Raw genomic sequence first — 21291 nt, 5'->3', positions numbered from 1 at the left:
GGTGAACTGCCAAGAATGAGGAGGGCACGTGGCACAGATGAAGCGGACCGTCATCGTGGCGAGCGCGATGGTCGCACTTACGGCCTGCGCTCCCGCGGGTTACGACGCGAACAGCGGCGCGGCCGAGCCGGTCGCCGTCGCCGCGGCCGAGCCCACCGCGGCGGTGGAGCCGGAGGCCTCCGCGACCCCCGAGGCGCCCGCCGCCGACCAGGCGCCGCCTCCCGCCGATGTGCAGCTGACCGACCAGCTCGTCGGCAAGAACGTCGCCCGGATGGGCAAGGTCGTCACCGACCAGGACGGCTTCGTCCTCTACCGCTTCGACAAGGACTCGGACGACCCGCCGTCGTCGAACTGCGTGGACAAGTGCGCCCAGGTGTGGCCGCCCGCGCTGACCGACGGCAACCCGCAGCTGCAGGGCGTCTCCGACGACAAGGTCGGCACCGTCACCCGCCAGGACGGCACCCGCCAGATCACCATCGGCGGCTGGCCGGTCTACCGCTACATCGGTGACAAGAAGGCGGGCCAGTGGAAGGGCCAGGGTGTCGGCGGCACCTGGTTCGTCGTCCAGCCGGACGGCAAGAAGAACCTGGAGTGCCTGCCGACCGGCACCCCGAAGGCGGTCGCCCCGCCGGCCGAGAGCGGCGCGAACAGCGGCGGCGGCGAGTACACCTACTGACCGCCCGCCCGGTGTGAGACACGGTGGTCGGCCGCAGCCGGGGAGGGCGCGGCCGGCCACCGTCACGGATCCGGACGCCGACGTACCGGCAGCGTCGTGCGCCCCGGTGGTGGCGCCGGCCCGTCGAGGGCCGGCGCCACGGTTCCCCCGCCGGAGCCCTCCCCCACGGAACCCCGCCAGCGGACGAGGGCGGCGCGCGTGTCAACGCCAGCCGGCGCGCGCGCCGAGGTCCCCCCAACCCCGCACCCACGGCCGCCACGCGGCCGGTCCGTTCGGCGGGATGGAGACACCGCCGACGTGCAGGGCGTCGGCGGTGTCGTCCGTCACGGCGGCGGGCCGTGGCAGAGTGTGCGGGTGACCTGGACCGAGCCCGCCGCACGGCGGACGCTGCGACCGCCGGCCGAGTACCGGCTGGCCGCCACCGTCCGGTCCCTCACCTTCAGCCCGTACGACCCGTGCGCGCGGATCGCCGCCGGCACCTTCTGGTACGCCACCCGCACCCCGGCCGGCCCGGCCACGCTGGCGCTGCGCCCCGCCGGGAGTGACCTGCTCGCCGAGGCGTACGGCCCGGGCGCCGGGTGGCTGGTGGAGCGGGCCGACGCGATCGCCGGGCTCCGCGACGACCTCACCGGGTTCGCCGAGCTGGCCGCCGCCCATCCGCTGGTGGCGCGGCTGGCCGGGGCGCACCGGGGACTGCGGATGCCGGCCACCGGACAGGTCTTCCCCCGGGTGCTGCGGGCGGTCCTGGAGCAGAAGGTCACCGGCAAGGAGGCGTACCGGGCGTACGCGGCGACGGTGCGGCACTTCGGCGAGCCGGCGCCCGGGCCGATGCAGCCGCTGCTGCTGCCGCCCACCCCGGAGGCGGTCGCCGCCGCGCCGTACTGGGTCTTCCACCCGTTCGGGGTGGAGCAGCGCCGGGCCGACACGTTGCGCCGGGCCGCCGCGCTGGCCGGGCGGCTGGAACGCTGCGCGGACAGCGCCGAGGCCACCCGCCGGTTGACCGCGGTGCCCGGCATCGGCCCGTGGACGGCCGCCGAGGTGGTGCGCGTCGCGTACGGCGACCCGGACGCGGTCAGTGTCGGCGACTACCACGTGCCGAACACCGTCGCCTGGGCGCTGGCCGGTGAGGCGCGCGGCGACGACGCGCGGATGCTGGCCCTGCTGGAGCCGTTCCGGGGTCACCGGGGCCGGGTCTGCCTGCTGCTCGCGGCGGCCGGCGTCCAGGCGCCGAGGTTCGGGCCACGGATGCCGATCCGCTCCTTCGCCCGCTTCTGACGCTGCGGCGGCGCTGCCTGCGCCGTCGTCACCGGCCTCCGCGACCGGGTCGCCCGGCCGCCGTGACGGTCACCGTGGTCGGTCGGGGCGGACCGCGCCGACGCCGGGTCAGCCCCGGGCGCAGAGGCGGCGCAGGGTGCGGGCCAGCCAGTGGGCGTAGGCGTGCTGCACGGCCCGGCCGAGCGGGCCGGCGGCCCGCATGAACCACACCGCCGGACGACTGAACGCGACCACCTCGAACCAGACCGCGCCGGTGTCGTCCCGGGTGACCAGGAACGCCTCCTCGCCGTGCTCGGGGTGCCCGGGCAGGGTGCCGTAGCCGAAGCCGGCCCGGCGGCTGTCGGAGGCCACCCAGACCACCTCGCACGGGCCCCAGATCCGCAGCGGGCCGACGCCGAGGCCGGGGGTGACCCGGACGCCGGGGGCGGCGCGTGGGGCGTCGGTGCGCATGCGTACCCCGGCGGCCCGGTGCAGCCGCCAGGTCAGCACGGCCTCGGCCGCGACGGCGAAGCTGCCGTCGGGCAGCCGGCGCCGGTGGCGCAGGTGGTGCCAGCCGGCCGGCAGCGCCCCCTGCCGGGTGGATCCCACCTGCGGGTACGTCAGCTCGGACACGCCGTCCAGCCTAGGGCGGCGGGTCGGTCGCCGCAGGGTCGCCCACCGGGGCGGGCGGCGGGTGGCCCGCCGGGACGACGGGCGCCGTCATGCTCCTACCCATAGAGACATTTGCATTGATCTATCAATGTCCGGTAGGAAGACCGAAAGCACGACGAGGTGCTGGTTCCTGGGAAGGAGCGACCATGAAACTTGCCCTGCGCCGCCTGCGGACGGCGGCGGTCACGCTCAGCGCCCTCACGCTGGGGCTGAGCCTGGTGTCGGCACCCGCCGCCGAGGCGTCCTCGGCAACGCCGTCGGCCCCGCACTCCGAGCGGGCGCCGGAGTCGGAACAGTTCTCGGCGGAGGGCGTCACCACGGTCGGCGAGCTGCGCACCGTCGACGGCGCGCTGTCCCGCGCCCGCGACGGTCGGACCCAGATCATCCGGCACCCCGGCGCGACGTACGTCAAGGTGCACTTCAGCTCGCTGCGGCTGGCCGACGGCGAGTACGTCACCGTCGCCAGCCCCGACGGCCGGGAGAGCTACCGCTACGACCGTCACCTGAACCGGGCGACCGGCTCGGACTACACCACCGACGGCCGGCCGGGCTTCTGGGCGATGTCGGTGGACGGCGACACCGCGGTGGTGACGCTGCACAGCAGCCGTCCCTCCCGGGGCAGCGCCGCGACCATCGACCGGTTCTGGCGCGGCTACGACCGCGCGGAGATCAGCCAGCACAACATCTCCCTGCAGTCCGTCTGCAGCACCGACGCCCGTCGTGACGTGGTCTGCTACCAGAGCAGCCACCCCAGCGAGTTTGCCCGCAGCACCGCCGTGGCGCGGCTGCTGATCAGCGGCGGTGGGCTGTGCACCACCTGGCGGGTGGGCAGCACCAACCGGATGCTGACCAACAAGCACTGCTTCTCGACGCAGGCCGCGGTCAGCGGCAGCGAGATGCAGTTCAACTACCAGTGCGCCACCTGCGGGGGCAACAACCCCGGCCCGGGCACCAAGGTCAGCGGCGCCACGCTGTACAAGGTGAGCAGCGGCGGCTCCGGCGAGCTGGACTACGCCCTGTACTCGGTGAACAACTTCACCGCCATCCAGGGCTTCGGCACGCTGTTCCTGGCGACCACCGCCACCACCACCGGCACCCGGATGTACATCCCGGGCCACGGCGACGGCAGGCCGAAGCGGCTGTCGATCTTCGAGGACACCCAGAACGGCACCCGGTGCACCGTCAAGAACGCGAACTACAACACCTGGAACATCAGCTACAGCTGCGACACCTCCGGCGGCAACTCGGGCTCGCCGGTGCTGGACGCCAACCACCGGGTCATCGCCCTGCACCACCTCGGCGGTTGCCCGTCGAACCAGGGCGCCAAGGCCCACCTGATCTACAACCAGATCGCCAGCCTGATCGTCAACAGCTGACGGCGCGGGTGCCGGAGCGCGCCCCGCGCGCTCCGGCACCCCACCCAGGGCGACGGTCGAGCGCCGGGCCGGGCGCGCGCCGGGGCCAGCAGGAACAGCACGGGACGGGTCCACGTGGTCGCGCGAGACGGGGGGCGTCCACCATCCGACCGGCGTCGGGATCAGGCGGCCTCGCGCAGGTCGGCCAGGCCGAGCGGGGTACGCCGGCGCAGCAGCTCCTCCAACTCGACCACGGTGCCCACCTCACCGAGGACGTTCTTGCCGCCGCCGAAACGGGCCGGATAGCGGTGGGTCAGGCGGTACCGGTGCCGGCCCCGGACCAGCTCCACGGTGACCTGGTAGCGCCCGCAGCAGCAGCACACCAACCTCACCCGGCGACGCTAGCTCCGAGCTGCGCGGACACCATCCGTACGGCAGGGACGAACGGGACCGACCCCGGACACGCCGTACCACTGCCGACGGTGATCTGCCTCACGACTGTCGGTGCCGTCTGGTTGACTGGTCGCCGTGGACCTGCCGATCAATCCGCCGGTCGAACCGATGCTGGCGAAGAGCGTGGCCCGGTTGCCCACCGATCCCGGCCTGACGTACGAGCCGAAGTGGGACGGCTTCCGGTGCATCGTGTTCCGCGACGGCGACGAGGTCGAGCTGGCCAGCCGGGGCGGCAAGTCGATGACCCGCTACTTCCCCGAGGTGGTCGAGCAGGCCCGCCGGCAGTTGCCCGCGCGCTGCGCGGTCGACGGCGAGCTGATCGTGATCCGCCGGGACGGCCCGGGCGGGCAGCCCCGGCTCGACTTCGAACTGCTCGCCCAGCGCATCCACCCGGCCGCCTCCCGGGTGAAGCTGCTCGCCGAGACGACCCCCGCCGACTTCGTCGCCTTCGACCTGCTCGCCCTCGACGACGAGCTGCTGACCGGCGCGCCCTATCCGCAGCGTCGGGCCCGGTTGGCGGCGGCGCTGGCCGGGGTTCGTCCGCCGGTGCACGTCACCCAGGTCACCACCGATCCCGAGACGGCCCGCCGCTGGTTCGAGGTGTTCGAGGGCGCCGGGCTGGACGGGTTGATCGTCAAGCCGGCCGACCTGCCGTACGAGCCGGGCAAGCGGCTGATGTCCAAGGTCAAGCACGCCCGCACCGCCGACGTGGTGGTGGCCGGCTTCCGGTGGCACAAGTCGGGGCCGGTGGTCGGCTCCCTGCTGCTCGGCCTCCACGACGACGACGGGGTGCTGCACCACGTGGGGGTGAGCGCGTCGTTCACCATGGCCCGCCGCCAGGAGCTGCTGGAGGAGCTGGCCCCCTACCGGGACGTCGACGGCGACCACCCGTGGGTGCACGGCGACCACGAGCGCGGCCAGCGCATCCCCGGCGGGGTGAGCCGGTGGACGGGCACCAAGAACCTGGAGTGGGAGCCGCTGCGTCCCGAACTGGTGGTCGAGGTGGCGTACGACGCGATGGAGGGCGACCGGTTCCGGCACACCGCCCGGTTCGTCCGCTGGCGGCCCGACCGTGATCCCCGGTCCTGCCGCTACGACCAGCTCGACCGTCCGGTCCGCTTCGACGTGGACCAGGTGCTGCGGGGTGACCCGGCGGCGACCGTCGAGCCGGCGGCGACCGGTCCGGCGTAGCCTGGGCCGGAAAACGATCACGGAGGCTCGCTGGTGACCCGCACATCCCACCGGATCCGCCGGGTCCGGCTCACCCTGGCCGGACTCGTCTCGGGCGCGCTGCTCGCCGCCGGCTGCACGCTGCCGGCGTTCGTGCCGGGCAGCGCCGAGAAGGCGGCGGCGCCGGGCACCGCGCCGACCTGGCGGGCCTGCCCGGAGGTCGCGGAGGAGCTGGTCGGTCGCGGCGCGCCCGGCATGCGGTACGACTGCGCGAAGATCGCCGTGCCGCGCAACTGGGGCGCCGGGGCCGGGGCGACCGCCGGGCCGGGCGCCGGGGAGACCTTCGAGATCGCGTTGCTGCGGGCCCGCTCGTCGAAGCAGCGGGACCGGATCGGCTCGCTGGTGATCAACCCCGGCGGGCCGGGCGGGTCCGGGGTGGACACCGCGGTCTACCTCTCCTTCGGCCAGGCCTTCGGCGGGTTGCCGGCGTCGATCACCGACCGCTTCGACATCGTCGGTTTCGACCCGCGCGGGGTGTCCCGGTCCAGCCCGGTCAAGTGCATCTCCGACGCCGACCTGGACGCCAGTTTCGGTGCCGACCCCGACCCGCGCAGCCAGGAGTCGTTCGACGCCTACCGCACGCTCAACCAGCGGGTCGGGCGCGGCTGCGGCGACAAGTACGGCGACCAGCTCCCCCTCTACGGCACGGAGCAGGCCGCCCGGGACGTGGACGCGGTGCGCGCGGCGGTGGGCGACGAGAAGCTGACCTACCTCGGCTACTCCTACGGCACCCTGCTCGGCGCCACGTACGCCCAGCTCTACCCGCGCAACGTGCGGGCCATGGTGCTCGACGGTGCGGTCGACCCGCGCCAGCAGCTGATCGCCGGCTCGGAGAGCCAGGCCAAGGGCTTCGAGCGGGCGTTCGGCAACTTCACCCGGTGGTGCGCGGCCAACGCCGGGCGCTGCCCGATCGCCCCGGACGCCCGGGCCGCGGTGACCACGGCGATCGACAAGGCGCGGGTCTCCCCGGTACGTGCCGCCGACGGGCGGGAGGCCACCTCGGGCTGGGTCTTCTACGCGGTCATCTCGTCGCTGTACACCGAGTCGGGCTGGGAGGAGCTGGCCCGGGCGGTGGACGAGCTGGAGGGCGGCGACCCGAGCGGGGTGTTCGACCTGGCCGACGCGTACGCGGGCCGGGACGAGGCGGGCAACTACTCCAACCTGTTCGACGCCAACCTCGCCGTCAACTGCGCCGACGAGACGGAGAAGCCGAGCATCGCCCGGATCCGGGAACTCCAGTCGCAGTGGCGGGACAGGTACCCGCTCTTCGGCCCGTCCCTGGCGGTGGGGATGCTCGGCTGCGTGGAGTGGCCGGGCGGGCGGGACCCGTACCCGACCGGCCGGGCCGAGGGCGCCCCGCCGATCGTGGTGGTCGGCACCACCGGCGACCCGGCCACCCCGTACGAGCAGACCGCGAAGCTGGCCGCCATGCTGGGGGTGGGCCGGGTGCTGACCTGGGAGGGCGAGGGGCACACCGCCTACCCGCAGACGGCCTGCGTCACCGACGCGGTGGACGCGTACCTGATCTCGCTGACGGTGCCCCGGGAAGGGCTGCGTTGCCCGGCCCGCTGACCGGGGCAGGATGGCCGGGCCGGCGGACCGGTGCCCGACGGGCGCGGTGCGGATCGCTCGCACCGCAGAGCGTCCGCCGGTGGTGGGCGCTGCGGACCGGGCTGGAGCGGGGTTGACGAGGGTCACCACTGCGGTGGGCGCCGCCTCCTGGACCGCTCCCAGACCGGCCTGATCGGCTCGGCGGGCCGCAGCGGTTCGAGTTCGGCAGCTCGATGCCCTGCCGGGCGGCCAACTCCTCCAGCAGCGCCCGCATCCGGCGCACGTCGCGCTTGAGCTCCTCCTGCTCGTCGTGCTCGAACGCGTCGTCGTCGACGATGAGCCGGCTGGCGAAGTGCGCGGTGATCAGGGGGATGACCAGCAGCACCATGGTGGAGATGAGCAGCGCGGCGAGGGTACGCCCCTGCCAGGTGGTCGGGGAGATGTCGCCGTAGCCGACGGTGGACGCGGTGACCACCGCCCACCAGACCGCGTCGGCGGCGCTGCGGTTCTCCACCTGGCCGTAGATCACGCCCGCCACCACGATCATCAGCAGGTACGAGGCGATCAGGGTGCCCGGCGAGTTCGCGAACCAGACCAACCCGCGGTAGACCCAGCGGAACGGCAACAGCAGGAGCTCCATGCCGCACCATGCTGCCCGCTGCGGGCAACCCCGGCGCGCACATCGGTCGGTGTCGTTGTGGCAGGCTGCGGCCATGACCGACGTGATCTTCCGGGAGGCGGTCCGGGCGGACCTGCCCACCCTCGTCGCCCTGCTCGCCGACGATGTGCTCGGCAAGGCCCGGGACGTCGCCGAGGTGGACGAGGCGTACGAGCGGGCGTTCGCCGACATCACCGCCGACCCGCGCAACCAGCAGGTCGTCGCCGACCGGGGCGGCGAGGTGGTCGGCTGCATGCAGCTCACCTACATCCCGGGGCTGGGCCGGCACGGCGCCGAGCGGGCCCTGATCGAGTCGGTGCGGGTCCGCTCCGACCTGCGCGGGCAGGGGCTGGGCCGGCTGATGATGCGGTGGGCGATCGACCAGGCCCGGCAGCGGGGCTGCGCGCTCGTGCAGCTCACCACCGACAAGTCCCGTGACGACGCCCACCGCTTCTACCGCACCCTGGGCTTCGTCGCCAGCCACGAGGGCATGAAGCTCCCGCTCTGACGGACGTCAGTCGTCGACGAGGTGGCCGTCGCGCAGGGTGAGGGTGCGGTCGGCCAGCTCGATCAGGGCGGGATCGTGCGTGGCGACCAGCGCGGTCATCCCCCGGGCGTGCACCACGGCGCGCAGCAGGTCCATGATCGACCGGCCGGTCTCCGAGTCGAGCTGGCCGGTCGGCTCGTCGGCGATCAGCAGGTCCGGCTCGTTGGCCAGCGCCCGGGCCACCGCCACCCGCTGCTGCTGCCCACCGGACAGCTCGTACGGCCGCTGCGCCGCGTGCCCACCCAGCCCCACCAACTCCAGCAGCACCGCCACCCGCTCCTCCCGCTGCGCCGCCGGCACCCGGGCCAGCCGCAGCGGCACCCCCACGTTCTCCGCCGCGGAGAGGATCGGCACCAGCCCGAAGGTCTGGAACACGAACCCGACCGTGCCCCGGCGCAGCCGCAGCAGCTCCGCCTCCCCGGCGGCGGTCACGTCGTGCCCGGCCACGTGCACCCGGCCGCTGTCCGGCCGGTCCAGCCCGCCGACCAGGTTGAGCAGGGTGGTCTTGCCGGCGCCCGAGCGGCCCCGCACCGCCACCAGCTCGCTCCGCCCGGCCCGGAACGAGACGTCCCGCACGGCGTGCACGGCGTGTGCTCCCCGGCCGAAGGTCCGGCTCACCCCCTCGACCCGGACGACCTCGTCGGCGACCGCGTCGCCGACCCCGAGGGTGGAAACCTGCTCGCTCATGCGTCACTCCGTTCGGTGCCGGCGGCCACGTCGCCGGGACGGACCTGGACGTGGTCCGGTTCGAGGTTCAGGCGGACCCGGTCACGCAGCGACAGGGCGTCCACGAAGGGCGCCGGCAGCTGCATCCGGCCGGAGCGGTCCAGCACGGCGTACTCCTCGCTGACCAGCTCGGTGCTGCCGTCGGCGGTGACCCGTGCCGTGCGGCGTACCTCGGAGGAGGTCCGGCCGTCGCGGATCGCGACGGTCCGGCGGACCTGGGTGGCCACGGCCTGGTCGTGGGTGACCACCACGATCGTCACGCCCAGCTCGGCGTTGATGGTGCGCAGCGCCGCGAAGACCTCCGCGCCGGTGGCCTCGTCCAGCTCGCCGGTCGGCTCGTCGGCGAAGAGCACCTCCGGGTCGTTCGCCACCGCCACGGCGACCGCGCAGCGCTGCTGCTCGCCGCCGCTGAGCTGGCCCGGCCGGCGGTCGGCGCAGTGGCCGACGCCCACCAGCTCCAGCAGCTCCTGCGCCCGCGCCCGCCGGGCCCGTCGGCCCCCGGAACGCCCGGCCAGCCGCATCGGCAGCTCGACGTTCTCCCGCGCGGTCAGGTACGGCAGCAGGTTCCGGCCGGTCTGCTGCCAGACGAAGCCGACCACGTCCCGCCGGTAGCTCAACCGCCGCCGGTTCGACAGCGCGAGCAGGTCGTAGTCGGCGACCCGGGCGATCCCGGCGGTCGGGGTGTCCAGCCCGGAGAGGATGTTGAGCAGCGTCGACTTGCCCGAGCCGGACGCGCCGACGATCGCCACCAGCTCACCCCGGTCGATGACCAGGTCCAGCCCCTGCAGGGCGACCACCTCGACGCCCTCGGTCTTGAAGATGCGGACCAGCCCGTCGCAGACGATGTGCCCGCGCAGGCGGTCCCGCCCGCCGGCCCGCTCGGCCGCGCGGTGCGCGGCCCGCCGCTGCAACTCGGCCAGGTCCGGTACGGCGGTGCTCTCGGCGGTAGCGGTCATCTCAGCTCTCCTCTCCGAGCCGGAGCACCTCGCCGAGGCGCAGCCGACGGTTGTTCACGGCCTCCACCGCGACGGCGAAGGCCAGGGCCAGCACGGCCAGCCCGAGCACCCCGGCGACCAGGCCGGGTTCGAAGCGGACGGTCACCGGCACCCCGCCGGTGAACGCGGACAGCCCCAGCACCGGATTGAGCAGCACCGGCAGCAGGGCGCCGACCACCGCCCCGGTCAGCACCGAGACCACCACCAGCGGGGCCAGCTCGATCAGCAGCAGGCCCTGCCACTGCCGGCGGGACAGCCCCATGGTGCGCAGCCGGGACAGCACCTGACCGCGGCCCCGGGCCCCGGCCAGCACGGCGAACGCCAGGGCGAGCAGCCCGAGCAGGGCGCCTCCGGCCGCGCCCACGGCGAAGCCGAAGACGAGCAGCCCGTTGACGCCGCTGCCGCCGAGCCGTTCCCGCTCCGCCGCCCACGTCGTCACCCGCGGCGGCAGCGGGCGCTTGCCGCCGGTCACCGTCCCGTCGGTCTGGTAGCGGGTCTGGCCCTCCTCGGCGACCCGGGCCAGGGCGGCCGGGTCGACCGGGCGGTCACCGGCGGCGAGCAGGAAACCGGTCGGGGCGAGCGGGTACGGCCCGTCGGCGGGCAGGTCCGGCCAGGGCAGCACCACGAACCGGGTGATCTCCGCCGGCACCAGCGGGAACCGTGCGGTCGTGCCGGCGAGGCGGAACGGCAGCTTGTTGCCCTGCACGTCGACCCAGCCGGGACGCCGGCCGGCCCGGTCGGCGAGTTCCGCCTCGGCCAGCGCGGCGGCGAAGTCCGGCGACACCAGCGCCGGCAGCGCACTCGCCCGGTCGCCGCGCAGCGTCCCCGGCACCGCCACGTCGAGCCCCGACCGGCGGGCCACGTCCGCGAAGCCGGCCGGCTCCACCAGCAGCACGTACGCCTCCCCCGCCCCGGCGGGGCGGCCGTCGGCGTCGGCGTACAGCCGCTGGCCCGGCTGGGCGAGCACCGGGGTGACCGCCCGGACCCCGGGCAGCCCGGCCAGCGCCGCCGCGGTGTCCGGGGCGAACCGGTCACCGGCGACCAGCGCGTCGGCCGGCACCGTCCGGGTGACCGCCCGGTCCCGGCCGTCGGAGATGCCGACGGCCACCACCCCGCAGAACGCCGCCGTCGCGATCGCCAGCACCACCACCACCAACGGCGCGGCCACCCCGGCCCGGCCGGCGCGGGCGGTGCCGAGGAAGGCCACCGCCCCGCGCGCCCGGGCGGCCAGCCGGCTGGCCAGCCGCAACGGCCACGGGTACGCGCGCAGCGCCAGCAGCGCGGCGGCGACCGCCAGCAGCACCGGCACCGACACCAGCAGCGGATCCACCTGTCCGCCGAGCGTCAGGCCCCGCCGGCGCAGCAGGAACGCGGCGAGCGCGGCCAGCCCGACCAGGGTGACCTCGACGGTCAGCCGGCCCGCCCCGCCCCGCAGCCGGAGCAGGTCGCGACGCCCGCCCACGCCGCCGCGCTGGGCGGCCAGCACCGCCACCGGCAGCGCCACGGTGGCCAGCAGCGCGGCGGCCAGGGCCAGCCGGAGCGCCGCGCCGGGCGTGCCGCCGGCCAGCGGGTCGGTCGGGAGGAGACCACCGAGCAGCCAGCCCACCCCGGCGGCGGCCGGCACCACCAGTGCCGACTCGGCCAGGCCCCGCCGCACCACCCCGAACGCCGAACCGCCCCGGGCGCGCAGCAGGACGTACTCGTCGCGGCGGCGGCGCACCGCCAGCCCGGCCGCCAGCGCGGTCAGCCCGGCGAGGGTGGCGAGCACCCCGGTGGCGATGACGGTGAGCAGGGTCCGGGCGGCGGCGAGCGCGTCCGCGTACTGCCGCAGCGGGATGTCGACGCCCTGGGAGAAGTGCAGCTCGGCCGGTCGCTCGCGGTCCACCTGGGACAGGCCGGCGATCAGCGCGTCGAGCCGCCCCGGGGCGAGCCGGTCGGGGTCGACCCGGTACCGGTAGCTGACCCCGGCGGCCCAGCCGTCCGCCGCCCGGTCGTCCAGGCCGACCGCGTCGGTCAGCCCGACGAGCTGGAACGGCTGCCCGTCACCGACCGGCGGGGTCAGCCGCAGCGCGGACGGCAACCCGTCCCAGACGCCGTCGGCCGGGTCGCGGGGACGGAACACACCGACCACCACCACGGGGGCGGCGCCGTACTCGCTGCCGTCCGGCCGGTACAGGGCCGCCCGCAGCCGGCTGCCGGCGCGGACGCCGAGGGCGCGGGCCACCGGCTCGGCGAGCGCGATCTCCACCGCCGCCTCCCGGCGGGTCCCCTGCCCCGCCCAGCGCCCCTCGACCAGGGTGGCCGCCTCCGCCAGCCCGGTCGTGGTGCGCAGGGCCAGGTCGAACAGGCCCTTGTCGCGGGTGAGTTCCGGGCCCTTCAGCCGGGCGAAGCCGGTGTCGGCCGCGTACCACCGCTCGCCGATCACGTCGCGCACCACCGGGGGCATGCCGGCGGCCAGGTCGTCGAGCGGGCCCCGGTGCGCGGCGGTCCAGCCCGCGGTGCCGGGCGGCTGGATCTCCGGCGTCCGCCGGTAGAGCAGGTCCCGCCCCTGGCCCGGCACCTCGGCCAGCTGCTCGCGCAGTCCCTGGCCGGCCAGCCGCTCGGCCAGCCGGGGCACCCCGGTGACCAGCACCGCCGTCACCAGCGTCAGCACCATCAGCAGCAGGAAGTGGCCCCCGTACGCGCGGACCCTGCGCGCCACCGCCAGGACGCTCATCGTTCTCCCCCGATCCGGAGCTGGACCGCCGCGACGCGCTGCCGCAGGCCGGTGGTGAGCACCGCGCTGAAGGCGAGGGCGGCCACCAGCAGCCCCAGCGCGGTGAGGCCGATCGGCGTCCACGGCACGGTGAACGCGGCCTCCGGCACGGGCCGCCCCGCGCCGGGGGTGAGGATCACCAGCGGGGCCATGGTGGCGCCGACGCCCGCGCCGACCAGCAGGCCGACGGTCACGCCGATGCCGGCCAGGAAGGTCTGTTCGGCGAGCAGCGCCCGGGCCAGCACGGGGGGCCCGGCGCCCAGGGTGTGCAGCACCGCCAGCTCGGCCATCCGGCGTCGCCCGGTGGCCCAGACGTCCACGGCGAGACCGACCAGGGCGAGCAGCACCGACCCGAGCGCGGCGGCGAGCAGCCCGGTCCGGGCCCCCCGCCAGTACGGGTCACCGGCCGCCGCCTCGGCGGCCTCCCGCCGGTCGAGGACGGTCACGTCGGGCAGGTCCCGCAGCGCCGCCGCGGCGGCGGCGTGCCCACCCGGGTCGACGCGCAGCCACCACTCCGGCACCGGCCGGACGGTGGCCCGCTGCCGGACCAGCCACTGGGTCGCGGCGGGCAGGTCGATCAGCATCGCTCCCCCGGTGTCCCCGGCGCCCGGCACCGCGCTCAGCTCGCCGACCACCCGCACCGGCACCGACGCGCCGGACAGGGCGAGCGGCACCACGTCGCCGGGGCGGGCGTCGAGGGCGGCCAGCACCTGCGGGGTGACCAGCGCCGGCACCGGGGCGCTCTCGCCGGCCGGGACGACCGCGTAACGGATCGTCGGCTGGCTGGCGAAGCGTCCGCCCTCGGTCAGCACGACCGGGTAGTCCACGTCCACCCCGGCCGCGGAGACCCCGGTCGTCCGGACCGGCTTGTCGCGCAGGGCGTCCACCAGGGACCAGTCGCCGGTCAGCTCCACCGCTCGGGCGGTCCCGGCGGCGTCCTCGACGCGCAGGCCGTCGACCTGGAGGCCGTACCCGCGGGCGGCGGCGTCACCGGCGTCGGCCTGGAAGCCGGCCACCCGCCACGGCGGCCCGGCGGGCAGGTCGAGGGCGAACGGCGCGGCCCGGTCGTCGGCGGAGTTCGTGGTGGCCAGCGGCAGCCGCAGGGCCAGCCCGTCGGCGCGGGTGAGCAGCACCGTCACCTCGATGGACTGCGGCACGACCGGCTCGCGTACCGGGGTGCGGACGGTGCCGGTGAGCCGCCGCGCGTCGGCCGGCAGCGCGACCCCGGCGGCCTCGTCGCGCTCGCGCGCCATCCGGTCGAGCAGCTCGCGCGGCGGCCGGTCGCCCAGCCGGTCGGCGATCCGGGCCACGTCACCGGCGGCGGCCGTGTCCAGGGCCAGCACCGTGGTCGGCAGGCTGGTGCGGCCCAGCCGGATCTCGTCGCGCCAGCCCGGCAGCACCTGCCGTACCCCCGGCGTGCCGGCCAGAGAGGCGGCGCGGTCCACCGGGGCGGCGCCACCGCGTTCGACCACCCGCAGGTCGGCGCCGACGCGGTGGTCGGCCTGGTCGGTCTGCGACCGCTCCCAGGTGCTGACCAGCGTCCAGGCCAGGGTGCTGGCGCCGACGGCGAGGGCGAGCAGCAGCACCGGTCCGGCGTGCGGGCGGCGGCCGGCCTGCCACATGCCGAGCATGGTGGCCGTCCACGGCCGGCGGTCGACGAACCGCTCGGCGACCCGGGTGACCGGCGGCAGCAGCCGCAGCGCCAGCACCGCCCCGGCCAGGACCCCCAGGGTCGGGGCGACGGCGAGCAGCGGGTCGATGCCGAGCCGCCCGCCCGCGCCGGCCAGCGGCGACGAGTACTGCCGCAGCTGCGTCCAGGCGAGCAGGGCGAGCAGCACCAGGGCCAGGTCCGCGCCGGCGCGCTGCACGGTGGCGGCCCGGGTGGGGCGGGAGCGGGCGGCCATGTCGGCGACGTAGCTGCCGGCCCGGCGCAGCGCCGGCAGCACCATGGCGAGCAGGCAGCCGACCGCCGCGGCGAGCGCCACCGTCCAGACGGCGCCGGCGCCACCGCCGCCCAGCCGCAGGTCGGTCAGCCCGTCCGCGCCGCCGACGCGGCGCAGCACCAGCCCGGCCAGCGGGGGCGCGAGCAGCGCCGCCGGCAGCACCACCAGGGTCGCCTCCCGGACGGCCAGCCCGGCGAGCTGGCCGCGCGCGGCCCCCCGGGCCCGCAGCAGCGCGGTCTGGCCCCGGCGGTCCTCGTTGAGCAGCGCGGCGACGAGCACCAGCGCGTACCCGCCGAGCACCACGATCAGCAGCAGCGGGGTGAGCAGCGCCGAGCGCCCCACCAGGTCGGCCCGGCCGAGCCGGTCGATCAGCCGGTCCAGCCCGCTGACGCTCTGCGCCGACGAGCCGAGGCCCGCCTCCTCCGGCACGTCGCGCAGGGCGACGGCCACCGCCTGCCCGACGTCGGGCAGCCGGCTCGGCGCGACGCCGGCGAGGTCCGGCTCGACCACCCAGGAGATCGAGGTGGAGCCGGGGAAGGTGCGGACGAAGTCCGCCGGGTCGAGGACGAACGGCCCGTACGAGCCGCCGTCGCTCTCGGCGGTGCCGACCGCCCCCGGCGCGAGCTGCCAGTAGGCGGCGGCCGGGTCGCGGGGGCGGAACACCCCGGCGACCACCACGTCGGCGGCCCGGCCGGTGCTGCGGTCGGTCATCGGCACCCGGCTGCCGGCGGTCAGCCGCAGCGCGCCCGCCACCCGCTCCGGCACGGCGACCTGGGTCTGCGGCGCCCCGGCGGTGGGCCAGGCCCCGGTGACGAGGTCGGCGCGGGCGGGCAGGTCGTCGAGGGTGGCCAGGTCGGCGAAGACCGGGTCGTCGTCGACCCGCGCGCCGCCGAGGTCACCGGTGAGTTCCCGACCGGTGCCGTGCCGGGCGGCGGACACGGTGACCGACGCGCCGCCCAGGCCGTGGGCGAACCGGTCCCGCACCGTCCGGTCGCGGGCGGCGGCCTCGGCCGCGTCCCGGCCGCCGGAGCCACTGATCAGCAGGCTGCGTTCGGCGGCCGGCGCGGCGGCGAGCATGGCCCGCTGGCCGGCGTCGACCGCGCGGCGGCTGTAGTCGGAGAGCCCGGTGACCAGGGCGACCGCGACCAACGCCGCGGCCGCCGCCGCCAGCAGCAGACCCCGCGCCTCGCGGGCCCGCCTCCACACCAGCATCATCCGACGCCTCCCCCTCCGCCCCCGTCGGGCCGACGACCAGACAGAGCGGGTGGGGCCGGAAAAGGTTCGCGCCCTTTACGTGATCGTTATCAGTCGGCGCTCTCCCACCGCAGGCCGGCCCGCCCGGCCGCCGCGCGCAGCGCCTCGGCGAACCGGGCCACGTCGCCGTCGAGGCCGGTCAGCTCGTCCGGACCGAGCAGGGGCAGGTGCCCGCCGTCGGTCACCGCCAGCACGCACGGGGTACGCCCCTCGCTGGCCGCCCGGACCGGTGCGGAGCGCTCGTTGAGGTGCACCAGCTCGACCGGGACGCCCAGCTCGGGCAGGAGGTCGCGCCACTGGCGACGGCGGCCGAACGCGCCGTGGGTGATGTCGCACAGCGCGCAGGAGGCGGTCCCGCGCACCTTGCCGACGACGTAGGCCAGCTCGCCGCGCAGGCCGCCGTCGGCGTGGTAGACGCCGATCAGCCGCCGGATCACACTCGGGTCGGTCATGCGGGCAAGTGTGCCTGGCACCGGTCTGCTTCGATCGGCTGATGGAATCCACCCTCGCCATCCTGCTCGTGCTCGCGCTGACGCTGCTCCTCGCGCAGACGGCCCGGCCCGGTCGCCGGGACGCCACCGCCCTGCGGCTGGCCGAGATCGAACGCCGCCTCGACCTGGTGATGCGGCATCTCGGCGTGGTGGACCCGGGGCCCGCCCTGCCGGGGGTCCGCGCGCACCTGGCCCGGGGCGAGAAGATCCAGGCGATCAAGGCGTACCGGGAGGCGACCGGTGCGGACCTCAGGACCGCCAAGGAGGCGGTGGAGGCGATGGCCGAGGGCCGCTGAGCCGACGCCGGTGGGCCGGCCGATGGGGTCCGCCGGGCCGGGTTCGTTGGGCCGGTCAGCGCGGGCGGTCGCGGTCCCGGGAGGGCTGGACCCGCTTCGGCTCGCCCGGCATCTTCGGGTGGTCCGGCGGGTACGGCAGATCGCCCTGCCCGCCGGTGGCGTCCCGGTCGGCCCACTCCAGCAGCGTGGTGATGTCGTACGGGGTGTCGTCGATTCCGGCGTGCGGGTCACCCCGCTCGGCCAGCCGCGCCGGCACGGTACGCAGGTCGAAGTCGTCCGGGTCGACGTCGGGCAGCTCGTCCCACTCGACCGGGGTGGAGACGGTGGCCCGGGCGTTGGCGCGCAGCGAGTACGCGCAGGCGATCGTCCGGTCCCGGGCCATCTGGTTGTAGTCGACGAAGACCCGGGCCCCGCGCTCCTCCTTCCACCAGGCGGTGGTGATCAGGTCGGGGCGACGGCGTTCCAGCTCGCGGGCCAGCGCGATGGTGGCCCGGCGCACCTCGGTGAACGTCCAGCGCGGCGGGATACGCAGGTAGACGTGCACACCCCGACCGCCGGAGGTCTTCGGCCAGCCGACCGCGCCCAGCTCGGCCAGCAGCGCCCGGACCTCACCGGCGGCGGCCACCGCGTCGGCGAAGTCGGTGCCGGGCTGCGGGTCGAGGTCGATGCGCAGCTCGTCGGGGCGGTCGACGTCGGCGGCGCGCACCGGCCACGGGTGGAACACGATGGTGCCCATCTGGGCGGCCCAGGCGACGTGGGCGAGGTCGGCGGGGCACAGCTCGTCGGCGCTGCGCCCGCTGGGGAAGCTGATCCGCGCGGTACGCACCCACGGCGGCACGCCCCGGGTGGGCACCCGCTTCTGGTAGAACGCCTCCCCCTCCACGCCCTCGGGGAAGCGCTGGAGCGTGGTGGGACGGTCGCGCAGGGCGCGCACGATGCCGTCGCCCACCGCCAGGTAGTAGTGGAAGACGTCGGCCTTGGTGAAGCCGCGCTGCGGGAAGATGAGCCGGTCCGGGCTGCTGAGCCGGACGGTGTGCCCGGCCACCTCGATCTCGGTCACCGTCGCCTTCGTGGTGCCACCCATCCCGCGACCCTATGCGACACCTCCGACGTCCGGCGTACCGTTGACGGGTGAGTCTCGACGAGAACGAACTGCCCCGCACCGAGGACGAGTGGCGGGTCCGGCTGACCCCCGAGGAGTTCCGGGTGCTGCGGGAGGCCGGCACCGAGCGGCCGTGGACCGGCGAGTACGTGGACACCAAGACCCCCGGCGTCTACCACTGCCGGGCGTGCGGGGCGGAGCTGTTCCGCAGCGACGACAAGTTCGACTCGCACTGCGGCTGGCCGAGCTTCGACGACGCCGTCCCGGGCGCGGTCAAGGAGATCCCCGACCACACCCTCGGCATGACGCGTGTCGAGATCCGCTGCGCGCGCTGCGACAGCCACCTGGGGCACGTCTTCGAGGGCGAGGGCTTCACCCCGAAGGACACCCGGCACTGCGTGAACTCGCTGTCGATCCGGCTGGAGCCGAAGCAGGGCTGACCCGGCCCGGGTGCGGTCAGAGCACCAGCAGGCTGCCCTTGTCGTCGACCTGGTCGGCCGAGTCGTCGTCGAGCCAGACGCCGCCGGTGGCCAGGTAGCGGAACCGGTGGCGGCCCGGGGCGAGCCGGACGGTCACCGTCCGGGTGCCGTCGCGGCGGGCGACGAGCTCGTGCCGGCCGGGCTCCCAGTCGTTGAAGCTGCCGACCACGCTGACGGTGCCGGGCGGGGTGTCCCGGGGCAGGCAGAAGGTGACCCGGGTCTGGTTGCCGAAGAGCTTGTTCCGCTTGATCACGAGGTCCTCCGGGGTCGAGGCGTACACCGGGACCAACGCACGACGCGCCGGGGGCGAAACGCCGCCCGACCCGATCGACTCACGGCATTTCGCCCCCGGCCGCCCGAACCTGGCGCACCCTGGAGGCACATGTCCTGATTTGGGGGTTTCGAGGGTGGCTACCTGCGAGGTCTGCGGCAACGACTACTGGATGGCGTTCGAGGTGCGTACGGTCAGCGGCGACGTGCACACCTTCGACTGCTTCGAGTGCGCGGCGCACAAGCTGGCGCCGATCTGCGAACACTGCGACGTCAAGATCCTCGGTCACGGGGTGGAGGTCGCCGGCCGGTTCTTCTGCTGTGCGCACTGCGCCCGCCACGAGGAGACCCAGGGCGCGGAGATCCGCGACGCGGTCGGCGCCCGCCCGGCCTGACCACCACCGGGGAACACCGTCGCCGGGGTATGACGGGCGGGCGCAGGGGGAGACGGACGGCGGCCCGCAGGCGGGCGCGGACCGAACGACCCGCAGGCGGGCACGGACGGCGGCCCGCAGGCGGGGACCGCACCGCACGGGCGCCGACCGCAACGGGCCGATGCCGGGCGCGAGGGAACGGACGCGGGCGTAAGCGAGCGGTAAGGGCTCGACGGCCACCGTGCCGGCTAGCATCCGGACATGCCCGCCGTCACCCGCCGAATCCTCCCGACCGTCCTGACCGTGGCCGTCCTGGGCCTCACCGCCTGCGGCGGCGCCGAGCCGGCCACCCCCGCCGCCACGCCGGACACCGCCACCGCCACGCCGGGCACGACCGCCGCCGCCCCGGTGAGCGTCACGCCGGGCGCCTCCGGCGACGCCGCCCGCCCGGCCACACCGGCCACCCTGGACTTCACCGCGCGCACCATCGACGACCGGCCCTTCGCCGGGAGCAGCCTCGCCGGCAGGCCGGCGGTGCTGTGGTTCTGGGCGGCGTGGTGCACCCGCTGCCGGGGGGTCGCCGACGACGTGGCCGCCGTGCAGCGGGACAACGCCGCCCGGGTCACCGTGCTCGGTGTGGCGGGGCTGGGCAGCGGCGCCGAGGCGATGCGCCGCTTCGCCAAGGACACCGGCATCGCCGGGTTCCCCCACCTCGCCGACGACGACGGCGCGGTGTGGCGCCGGTTCGGGATCACCGGCCAGGAGCAGTACGTCCTGCTCGACTCGACCGGGAAGGTCGTCCACTCCGGGCCGCTGGCCCAGGACGAGCTGCGCCGCCGGATCGCGGAGCTGACCTGACATGCCGGAGGCGTCCTACGGACTCGCCCTCGGCGCCGGCCTGCTCGCCGCGGTGAACCCGTGCGGCTTCGCGCTGCTGCCCGCGTACCTGTCGGTGCTGGTCCTCGGCGACGGCCCGGCGGCCGACCGCGGGCCGCTGCGACCGGTGGGCCGGGCGCTCGCCCTCACCGGCGCGATGACCGTCGGGTTCGTCGCCGTGTTCGGCCTCTTCGGGCTGCTCGCCGGGCCGGCCGCCGACGCCGTCGCGAGCCGGCTGCCCTGGGTGTCGGTGCTGATCGGCCTGGCGCTGGTGGCCGCCGGCGGGTGGCTGCTCGCCGGCCGGGAGTTGCCCACGATCACGCCGAAGGTGGCCGCCGGGCCGGCGGTCCGGCTGCGGTTCACCTCGATGGCGCTGTTCGGCGCGGCCTACGCGGTCGCCTCGCTCGGCTGCACGATCGGCCCGTTCCTGGCGGTGGTGGTGGCCGGCTTCCGGGCCGGCAGCCCGGCCGCCGGCATCGGCCTGTTCGTGACCTACGCCCTGGGCATGGGGCTGGTGGTCGGGGCGGCCGCCCTGGCCGTGGCGCTGGCCCGGGAGTCGCTGGTCCGCCGCACCCGCCGGGCCGCCCCGCTGCTCGGGCGGATCGCCGGGCTGCTGCTCGTGCTGACCGGGGCGTACGTCGCCTGGTACGGCCGGTACGAGATCCGGGTCTTCTCCGGCGGATCCGCCGACGACCCGGTGATCGACGCCGCCGGCCGGGTGCAGGCCGCGGTCAGCGGCTGGCTGGACGGTGTCGGCCCGTGGGTGGTGGCGGCCGTCGCCGTCGCCCTGCTCGCGGTGGCCGCCGGCAGCACGCTGGTACGCCGCCGGCGCCGGGGTGCCGACCCGGCCCCGACACCCGAGCGGGTGGACGCGGCCTAACATCGCAGGGTGCCGCAGACCGTCGCCCTCCACGTCGCCACCTTCGCCGAACTGGACGCCCGCACCCTGCACGACCTGCTCCGGCTCCGCATCGACGTGTTCGTCGTGGAGCAGGCGTGCCCGTACCCGGAGCTGGACGGCCGCGACGTCGAGCCCGGCACCCGGCACCTGTGGCTGGAGTCCGGTGGCGTCCCGGTGGCGTACCTGCGGATCCTGGCCGACCCGGGCGGCGTGGCGCGCATCGGCCGGGTCGTGGTGGCGCCCTCGGCGCGCGGCGCCGGCCACGCCGGCCGGCTGATGACCGAGGCGCTGCGGCTGGTGGGCGACCGGCCCTGCGTGCTGGAGGCGCAGTCCTACCTGGCCGACTTCTACGCCCGGCACGGCTTCACCGTCACCGGCCCCGAGTACGTCGAGGACGGCATCCCGCACCTGCCGATGCGCCGGGACGGCTGAC

23 protein-coding genes are annotated in these 21291 nt (G+C 75.9%); 12 read left to right on the top strand and 11 right to left on the bottom strand.

Translation table 11 applies throughout. The annotated features are described in order from the left end of the window. The first annotated feature begins 28 nt into the window (after positions 1-28). On the top strand, positions 29-676 hold the full coding sequence (locus GA0070614_RS24175; RefSeq protein WP_088978110.1) for a COG4315 family predicted lipoprotein: 648 nt from the start codon (positions 29-31) through the stop codon (positions 674-676). Between the two features lie 201 nt (positions 677-877). Here the strand turns inward: GA0070614_RS24175 and GA0070614_RS31465 are convergent, their stop codons facing one another. Further along, entirely contained in the window at positions 878-1003 is a 126-nt protein-coding gene (locus GA0070614_RS31465) for a hypothetical protein (protein ID WP_269459454.1), read from the bottom strand. Positions 1004-1030: 27 nt separating this feature from the next. Between GA0070614_RS31465 and GA0070614_RS24170 the strand changes: the two genes are divergently transcribed. Beyond that, a complete protein-coding gene (locus GA0070614_RS24170; RefSeq protein ID WP_088979631.1) occupies positions 1031-1951 on the top strand; it encodes a DNA-3-methyladenine glycosylase family protein in 921 nt (306 codons plus the stop codon). A gap of 108 nt (positions 1952-2059) precedes the next feature. Here the strand turns inward: GA0070614_RS24170 and GA0070614_RS24165 are convergent, their stop codons facing one another. Then, a complete protein-coding gene (locus GA0070614_RS24165; RefSeq protein ID WP_088978109.1) occupies positions 2060-2563 on the bottom strand; it encodes a DUF1990 family protein in 504 nt (167 codons plus the stop codon). 185 nt (positions 2564-2748) lie between these two features. Here GA0070614_RS24165 and GA0070614_RS24160 point away from each other — a divergent pair, with 185 nt between their 5' ends. Beyond that, entirely contained in the window at positions 2749-3978 is a 1230-nt protein-coding gene (locus GA0070614_RS24160) for a trypsin-like serine peptidase (RefSeq protein ID WP_088978108.1), read from the top strand. 161 nt (positions 3979-4139) lie between these two features. Here GA0070614_RS24160 and GA0070614_RS24155 read toward each other — a convergent pair whose 3' ends face one another. Continuing rightward, entirely contained in the window at positions 4140-4349 is a 210-nt protein-coding gene (locus GA0070614_RS24155; RefSeq protein ID WP_088978107.1) for a hypothetical protein, read from the bottom strand. Positions 4350-4485: 136 nt separating this feature from the next. On the opposite strand from GA0070614_RS24155, the gene GA0070614_RS24150 reads away from it, so the two are divergent. Further along, on the top strand, positions 4486-5601 hold the full coding sequence (locus GA0070614_RS24150; RefSeq protein ID WP_088978106.1) for an ATP-dependent DNA ligase: 1116 nt from the start codon (positions 4486-4488) through the stop codon (positions 5599-5601). A 54-nt stretch (positions 5602-5655) separates the two neighbouring features. Then, the gene (locus tag GA0070614_RS24145; protein WP_231933749.1) at positions 5656-7212 is read left to right on the top strand and encodes an alpha/beta hydrolase; all 1557 of its coding nucleotides are present in this window, start codon (positions 5656-5658) and stop codon (positions 7210-7212) included. On the opposite strand, the gene GA0070614_RS24140 is transcribed toward GA0070614_RS24145, so the two are convergent. After that, positions 7139-7831 carry a potassium channel family protein gene (locus tag GA0070614_RS24140; RefSeq protein WP_088978104.1) on the bottom strand — a complete coding sequence of 231 codons (693 nt, stop codon included), beginning with the start codon at positions 7829-7831 and terminating at the stop codon, positions 7139-7141. The genes GA0070614_RS24145 and GA0070614_RS24140 overlap by 74 nt on opposite strands. Positions 7832-7904: 73 nt before the next feature. Here GA0070614_RS24140 and GA0070614_RS24135 point away from each other — a divergent pair, with 73 nt between their 5' ends. Continuing rightward, positions 7905-8357 carry a GNAT family N-acetyltransferase gene (locus GA0070614_RS24135; protein WP_088978103.1) on the top strand — a complete coding sequence of 151 codons (453 nt, stop codon included), beginning with the start codon at positions 7905-7907 and terminating at the stop codon, positions 8355-8357. 6 nt (positions 8358-8363) lie between these two features. On the opposite strand, the gene GA0070614_RS24130 is transcribed toward GA0070614_RS24135, so the two are convergent. The 5 genes from GA0070614_RS24130 to GA0070614_RS24110 form a co-directional block, all read right to left on the bottom strand. Beyond that, positions 8364-9083 (bottom strand): ABC transporter ATP-binding protein, encoded by a 720-nt coding sequence (locus GA0070614_RS24130; RefSeq protein ID WP_088978102.1) that lies wholly within the window; start codon positions 9081-9083, stop codon positions 8364-8366. Continuing rightward, complete coding sequence (locus GA0070614_RS24125; protein WP_088978101.1) at positions 9080-10078, bottom strand: ABC transporter ATP-binding protein; 999 nt, start codon at positions 10076-10078, stop codon at positions 9080-9082. The genes GA0070614_RS24130 and GA0070614_RS24125 overlap by 4 nt, the downstream gene beginning before the upstream one ends. Before the next feature lies 1 nt (position 10079). After that, entirely contained in the window at positions 10080-12833 is a 2754-nt protein-coding gene (locus tag GA0070614_RS24120) for an FtsX-like permease family protein (RefSeq protein WP_088978100.1), read from the bottom strand. Beyond that, complete coding sequence (locus GA0070614_RS24115; RefSeq protein ID WP_088978099.1) at positions 12830-16030, bottom strand: FtsX-like permease family protein; 3201 nt, start codon at positions 16028-16030, stop codon at positions 12830-12832. Before GA0070614_RS24115 ends, GA0070614_RS24120 begins: the two co-directional genes overlap by 4 nt. 89 nt (positions 16031-16119) lie before the next feature. Next, positions 16120-16521 carry a hypothetical protein gene (locus tag GA0070614_RS24110; RefSeq protein WP_088978098.1) on the bottom strand — a complete coding sequence of 134 codons (402 nt, stop codon included), beginning with the start codon at positions 16519-16521 and terminating at the stop codon, positions 16120-16122. 41 nt (positions 16522-16562) lie between these two features. Here GA0070614_RS24110 and GA0070614_RS24105 point away from each other — a divergent pair, with 41 nt between their 5' ends. Continuing rightward, on the top strand, positions 16563-16856 hold the full coding sequence (locus tag GA0070614_RS24105) for a hypothetical protein (RefSeq protein WP_088979630.1): 294 nt from the start codon (positions 16563-16565) through the stop codon (positions 16854-16856). A gap of 55 nt (positions 16857-16911) precedes the next feature. On the opposite strand, the gene ligD is transcribed toward GA0070614_RS24105, so the two are convergent. Continuing rightward, positions 16912-17940 (bottom strand): non-homologous end-joining DNA ligase, encoded by a 1029-nt coding sequence (gene ligD / locus GA0070614_RS24100; RefSeq protein ID WP_088978097.1) that lies wholly within the window; start codon positions 17938-17940, stop codon positions 16912-16914. 47 nt (positions 17941-17987) lie between these two features. On the opposite strand from ligD, the gene msrB reads away from it, so the two are divergent. Next, a complete protein-coding gene (gene msrB, locus GA0070614_RS24095) occupies positions 17988-18398 on the top strand; it encodes a peptide-methionine (R)-S-oxide reductase MsrB (protein WP_088978096.1) in 411 nt (136 codons plus the stop codon). A 16-nt stretch (positions 18399-18414) separates the two neighbouring features. On the opposite strand, the gene GA0070614_RS24090 is transcribed toward msrB, so the two are convergent. After that, entirely contained in the window at positions 18415-18690 is a 276-nt protein-coding gene (locus tag GA0070614_RS24090) for an isoamylase early set domain-containing protein (protein WP_088979629.1), read from the bottom strand. 154 nt (positions 18691-18844) lie between these two features. Between GA0070614_RS24090 and GA0070614_RS24085 the strand changes: the two genes are divergently transcribed. From GA0070614_RS24085 to GA0070614_RS24070, 4 genes are all read left to right on the top strand, one after another. Continuing rightward, entirely contained in the window at positions 18845-19102 is a 258-nt protein-coding gene (locus GA0070614_RS24085) for a Prokaryotic metallothionein (protein WP_088978095.1), read from the top strand. A 240-nt stretch (positions 19103-19342) separates the two neighbouring features. Further along, positions 19343-19939: a redoxin domain-containing protein gene (locus GA0070614_RS24080; RefSeq protein WP_088978094.1), complete on the top strand. Its 597-nt coding sequence runs from the start codon at positions 19343-19345 to the stop codon at positions 19937-19939. Position 19940: 1 nt separating this feature from the next. Continuing rightward, on the top strand, positions 19941-20837 hold the full coding sequence (locus tag GA0070614_RS24075; protein WP_088978093.1) for a cytochrome c biogenesis CcdA family protein: 897 nt from the start codon (positions 19941-19943) through the stop codon (positions 20835-20837). 9 nt (positions 20838-20846) lie between these two features. Further along, positions 20847-21290, top strand: a complete 444-nt coding sequence (locus GA0070614_RS24070; RefSeq protein ID WP_088978092.1) for a GNAT family N-acetyltransferase — start codon at positions 20847-20849, stop codon at positions 21288-21290. The last annotated feature ends 1 nt before the right edge of the window (position 21291 follow it).

Origin of the sequence: Micromonospora coxensis, assembly GCF_900090295.1 — a bacterium.
Taxonomy (GTDB): domain Bacteria; phylum Actinomycetota; class Actinomycetes; order Mycobacteriales; family Micromonosporaceae; genus Micromonospora; species Micromonospora coxensis.
Note: the sequence above shows the minus strand (reverse complement) of the source record. Positions and strands in the feature narration are given on the sequence as shown.